The sequence below is a fragment of the Pauljensenia hongkongensis genome (genome assembly GCF_001746855.1).
Lineage (GTDB): Bacteria > Actinomycetota > Actinomycetes > Actinomycetales > Actinomycetaceae > Pauljensenia > Pauljensenia hongkongensis.
Map to the genome: position 1 here is coordinate 1,141,118 of NZ_CP017298.1, position 4,436 is coordinate 1,145,553.

The 4,436-nt window shown below is 67.9% G+C and carries 4 protein-coding genes; 1 reads left to right on the top strand and 3 read right to left on the bottom strand.

The genetic code is table 11. From position 1 onward, the window contains the following. Window positions 1-50: 50 nt before the first annotated feature. From BH719_RS04760 to BH719_RS04770, 3 genes are all read right to left on the bottom strand, one after another. Complete coding sequence (locus BH719_RS04760; RefSeq protein ID WP_009743620.1) at window positions 51-623, bottom strand: PIN domain-containing protein; 573 nt, start codon at window positions 621-623, stop codon at window positions 51-53. Between the two features lie 136 nt (window positions 624-759). Next, the gene (gene glpK, locus BH719_RS04765) at window positions 760-2,280 is read right to left on the bottom strand and encodes a glycerol kinase GlpK (protein ID WP_009743621.1); all 1,521 of its coding nucleotides are present in this window, start codon (window positions 2,278-2,280) and stop codon (window positions 760-762) included. A gap of 38 nt (window positions 2,281-2,318) precedes the next feature. Further along, window positions 2,319-3,104: an MIP/aquaporin family protein gene (locus tag BH719_RS04770; protein WP_009743622.1), complete on the bottom strand. Its 786-nt coding sequence runs from the start codon at window positions 3,102-3,104 to the stop codon at window positions 2,319-2,321. A 311-nt stretch (window positions 3,105-3,415) separates the two neighbouring features. Here BH719_RS04770 and BH719_RS04775 point away from each other — a divergent pair, with 311 nt between their 5' ends. After that, window positions 3,416-4,354, top strand: coding sequence for a sugar-binding transcriptional regulator (locus tag BH719_RS04775; protein WP_009743623.1), 939 nt, complete (start codon window positions 3,416-3,418; stop codon window positions 4,352-4,354). Window positions 4,355-4,436 lie beyond the last annotated feature (82 nt).

Consider the following 4,436-nt stretch of genomic DNA (forward strand, 5'->3'; position numbering starts at 1 on the left):
CCGACCCGTCGGCGGGGCGGCGCACGCCGACGGCCCCCGCCAGGCTCCCGTCAGAGGAAGGCCAAGGGGTCGAAGTCGTCGATGTCGATGATGCGGAGCCTGGGCAGCCGCACCTGGAAGGCGTGGACGTCGTACTCGAGGTCGATGATCTCGAGGCCCCGGTCGACCAGGTCGTGCAACTGGGAGGAGAGGAACTCCCGGAAGCACATCACGCCGACCCGGCGCCCCGCGTCGAGGAGGGCCTCGATCTGCGGGACGAAGTCGGCGTCGTGGCTGGCCAGGATCACGGATCCGCGCTCGAGTTTGACGATCGCGTCCATGGTGCGCTGCAGGCCGACGTCCACGACCTTCATGTCCTCGGGGCCCGACAGCGGGATGACCGCGTAGTCCATCGCCGTGAGCGCCTGGACGAAGCCCATCGGCAGGTACCCCGACGAGCCGTTGAGGAAGAACAGGCCCTTCGCGCGCTGCCCCCATTGGTTGTGCGCCCCCTCCAGGACGCGGTCCCAGCGGGGCCTCTCCTCGGGGTTCGGGCGCCTGTCCAGCACCGACAGACCGAGGGTGGCGTCGATGTTCTCGCCGTCGACTACCAGATAGGTCGTTTCTTCCATAGACGTCTCCATGTGGATCACTCTACCCGATGGCGCGCCCGCCTATGCGCAGGTCGCACGGGACTCCGGGTGGGCCCGAAAGGCCGGAGCGCCCCTGGCGCCCTTGCGGGCCCCGGGGCGCTCCGGCCACGGCCTAGCGGTGGGACGGTCACTTCACGTCGTCATCGACCCAGTCGAAGGTGCGCGTGACGGCCTTCTTCCACAGGCGGTAGGTGCGGTCGCGCTCAGCGGGCTCCATGGCGGGAGTCCAGCGCTTGCCTTCCTGCCAGTTGGCCGCGACGTCGTCGGTGCCCTTCCAGAAGCCGACGGCCATGCCGGCGGCGTAGGCCGCTCCCAGTGCGGTCGTCTCGATGACCTTGGGCCGCACGACGTCAACGCCGCACAGGTCGGCCTGGAACTGCATGACGAGGTCGTCGTGCGTCATTCCGCCGTCGACCTTGAGCTCCTTGAGCGGCACACCCGAGTCGGCGTTCATCGCGTCGAGGACCTCAGCGCTCTGGAACGCGGTCGATTCCTCGACGGCCCGCGCGATGTGGCCCTTGTTGACGTAGCGGGTCAGGCCCACGATCGCACCGCGCGCGTCGGAACGCCAGTAGGGTGCGAACAGGCCCGAGAACGCCGGGACGAAGTAGACGCCGCCGTTGTCCTCGACGGTGGCCGCCAGTTCGCCGATGTCGGAGGATTTGACGATCATCCCCAGGTTGTCGCGCAGCCACTGCACGAGCGAGCCCGCCACGGCGATCGAGCCCTCGAGCGCGTAAACGGCCTGCTGGTCGCCGATCTTGTAGGCGACTGTTGTGAGGAGGCCGTTGTCGGAGAAGACGGGCTCGGTGCCGGTGTTCATGAGCATGAAGCATCCGGTGCCGTAGGTGTTCTTGGCCATGCCCTTCTCGAAGCACGCCTGGCCGAAGGTCGCGGCCTGCTGGTCGCCCAGGATGCCCGAGATGGGCGTGTCGACGAGGAGGCCGTTCTTGCGCCCGTAGCCGTAGATCTCGGAGGAGGACTTGATCTCGGGGAGCATCGACATGGGGATGCCGAAGATCCCGCACACGTCCTCGCGCCAGGTGAGGGTGCGGATGTCCATGAGCATGGTGCGCGAGGCGTTCGTGACGTCCGTGCAGTGGACGCCGCCGTTGACGCCCCCCGTCATGTTCCACAGGACCCAGGAGTCCGTGTTGCCGAACAGCAGATCGCCGGCCTCGGCGCGCTCGCGAGCCCCTTCGACGTTGTCCAGGATCCACTTGATCTTGGAGCCGGAGAAGTAGGGGGACAGCCCCAGGCCGCAGATCTGGCGGAAGCGGTCCGGCCCCTCGTCGCCCCCGAGCTCCTTGACCATCTCCGAGGTGCGCACGTCCTGCCAGACGATCGCGTTGTAGACGGGCTCTCCGGTGTTCTTGTCCCACACGACGGTGGTCTCGCGCTGGTTGGTGATGCCGACGGCGGCCAGCTGGTGGCGGTTGATCTCCGCCTCGCCCAGGGCCTCGGCGACGACCGCGCGCGTGGTGTCCCAGATCTCGAGGGGGTCGTGCTCGACCCACCCCGGGTTGGGGAAGATCTGGGTGAACTCCTTCTGGCCGACGGCGATGATCTCACCGGAGTGGTTGAAGATGATGGCGCGGGTGGAGGTCGTGCCCTGGTCGATGGCCAGAACGAATTTCTCTTCGGTCATGGTCGGGTTTCCCTTCTTTCACTTCGTTGTGGACGGACTCAGGCCAGGCCCGAGGCGAAAACGATCACGGTCGCGATGATCGCGCCGACGATCGGACCGACGACGGGCACCCAGGAGTAGGCCCAGTCGGACCCGCCCTTGCCCTTGATCGGCAGAATTGCGTGGGCGACGCGGGGCCCGAGGTCACGGGCGGGGTTGATCGCGTAGCCGGTGGGCCCGCCCAGGGAGTTGCCGATGACGACGATGATGAGGGCGACTCCCAGGGGCCCGATGGCGGTGGTCGTGTAGCCGGAGACGTAGATCCAGATGATGAGGACGGCTGTGCCGATGGCCTCAGTCACGCAGTTCCACCCGTAGGAGCGGATCTCGGGCCCGGTGGAGAACACCCCGAGTTTGAAAGCGGGTTCGCACTGCTCGTCGAAGTGGCGCTTGAAGGAGAGCCACACGAGCACGGCGCCCACGAAGGCTCCGACGAACTGCGCGATGATGTAGACGGTGATGTTCACGGCGGTCACGGCGACGCCGGGCGCGAGTTCGACCGCGGGGTCGAACATGTGGCCGACGGCCTTCGCGATCGTGACCGCGGGGTTGAGGTGGCCCCCGGAGAGGTACGCGACGTAGACGCCCGCGAAGACCGCCAGGCCCCACCCCATGTTGATCATGAGCCAGCCGCCGCCCTTGCCCTTGGACTTGGGCAGCAGGTTGGTCGCGACGACACCACCGCCCAAGAGCAGGAGGACCGCTGTGCCCATGAACTCCGACATGAACAACTGCCCGGTGGAGGGCGCCGCCGCGCCGGCCATCGGGAGAAGTGTTGTGAACATTGTTCCTATCTTTCTTCGACGCTTCCTCGCATCGAATCCGTGGTGGTCGCCCACCTCCAACAGTTCACCGGCTGGCGTTGCCCTGGCCGGCGCCGACCCGGGTGGCCGCCGCCGACGTCGCAGTCGGCGCACATCCATCCGGGCGTGCTGGATATTCGTGCACTCAACGATTGTGACTCTCCTCATCCAAATGTGCAAATCAGCTGTTCACATGCCCCGGCTTCGCGCGGCTCCAGCCCACGATGGGAAACCGACGTGGCACACTGGACACTGTGACCATCCGAGATGAGCAAGCACACGAAGCCGCGTCCATGTACTACCTCCAGGGGCACACCATGGACACGATCGCGCGGACCCTCGACATATCCCGGTCCTCGGTCTCCCGCCTGCTGACCTACGCCCGTGAAACGGGACTCGTCCGCATCTCGCTGGCCGCCTCGCCCTCCTTGAAGGGGACCCTGGCGGGCCAGATCTCCGAGCTCTTCGACGTCCAGGTCTCGGTCGTGCCCACTTACGAGGCGGCCTCGGAGGTCGACCGCCTCCACAACGTTGCCCTGGCCGCCGCGGACCTGCTCATGGGAATGCTGCGCCCCGGCGCCGTCCTGGGCATCGCATGGGGGAACACGACCGCCGAGATCACCCGCTGCATGCCCAGCATCTACGTGCCCGGCTCGACGGTGGTCCAGCTCAACGGCGCGGCGACGGCCACGGAGTCCGGCATGCCCTACGCCGACGCCATCATCGCCCGCGCCGCCCGCGCCATCGGGGCGACGATGGTGAACTTCCCCGTCCCCGCGTTCTTCGACTACGTGGAGACGAAGCGCCAGCTGTGGCGCGAGCAGTCCATACAGACCGTCCTCAAAACCATCGACAGGTGCACCGTCGCGCTCTTCGGAGTCGGCTCCATGTCCTCGCGCCTGCCCTCCCACGTCTACGCCGGGGGGTTCTTGGACCCCGACGAGATCGCCGCCGTCCAGAAGGACGGGGTCGTCGGCGACGTGTGCACCGTGCTCATCCGGGAGGACGGCTCGACGGACATGGCGCTCAACGAACGCGCCTCGGGCCCCAGGCCCGAGGCCCTGCGCACGATCCCCCGCCGCCTGTGCGTCGTCTCCGGCGCCTCGAAGGCGCTGCCCCTGCTGGGCGCCCTGCGCACGGGAGCCGCCACGGACCTCGTCCTCGACGACCGCGCGGCCCGGGAGCTCCTCGAACTGGTGCACACCCGGGCCACCGCCCCGACCGCGGTCTGAGGGCCGACGAGGCGGGGGCCGGCCCAGCGCTATCGGCTCCGCGCGCACAGCGGCGCGCTCCAGGGCAACGACGGCGTCGGCG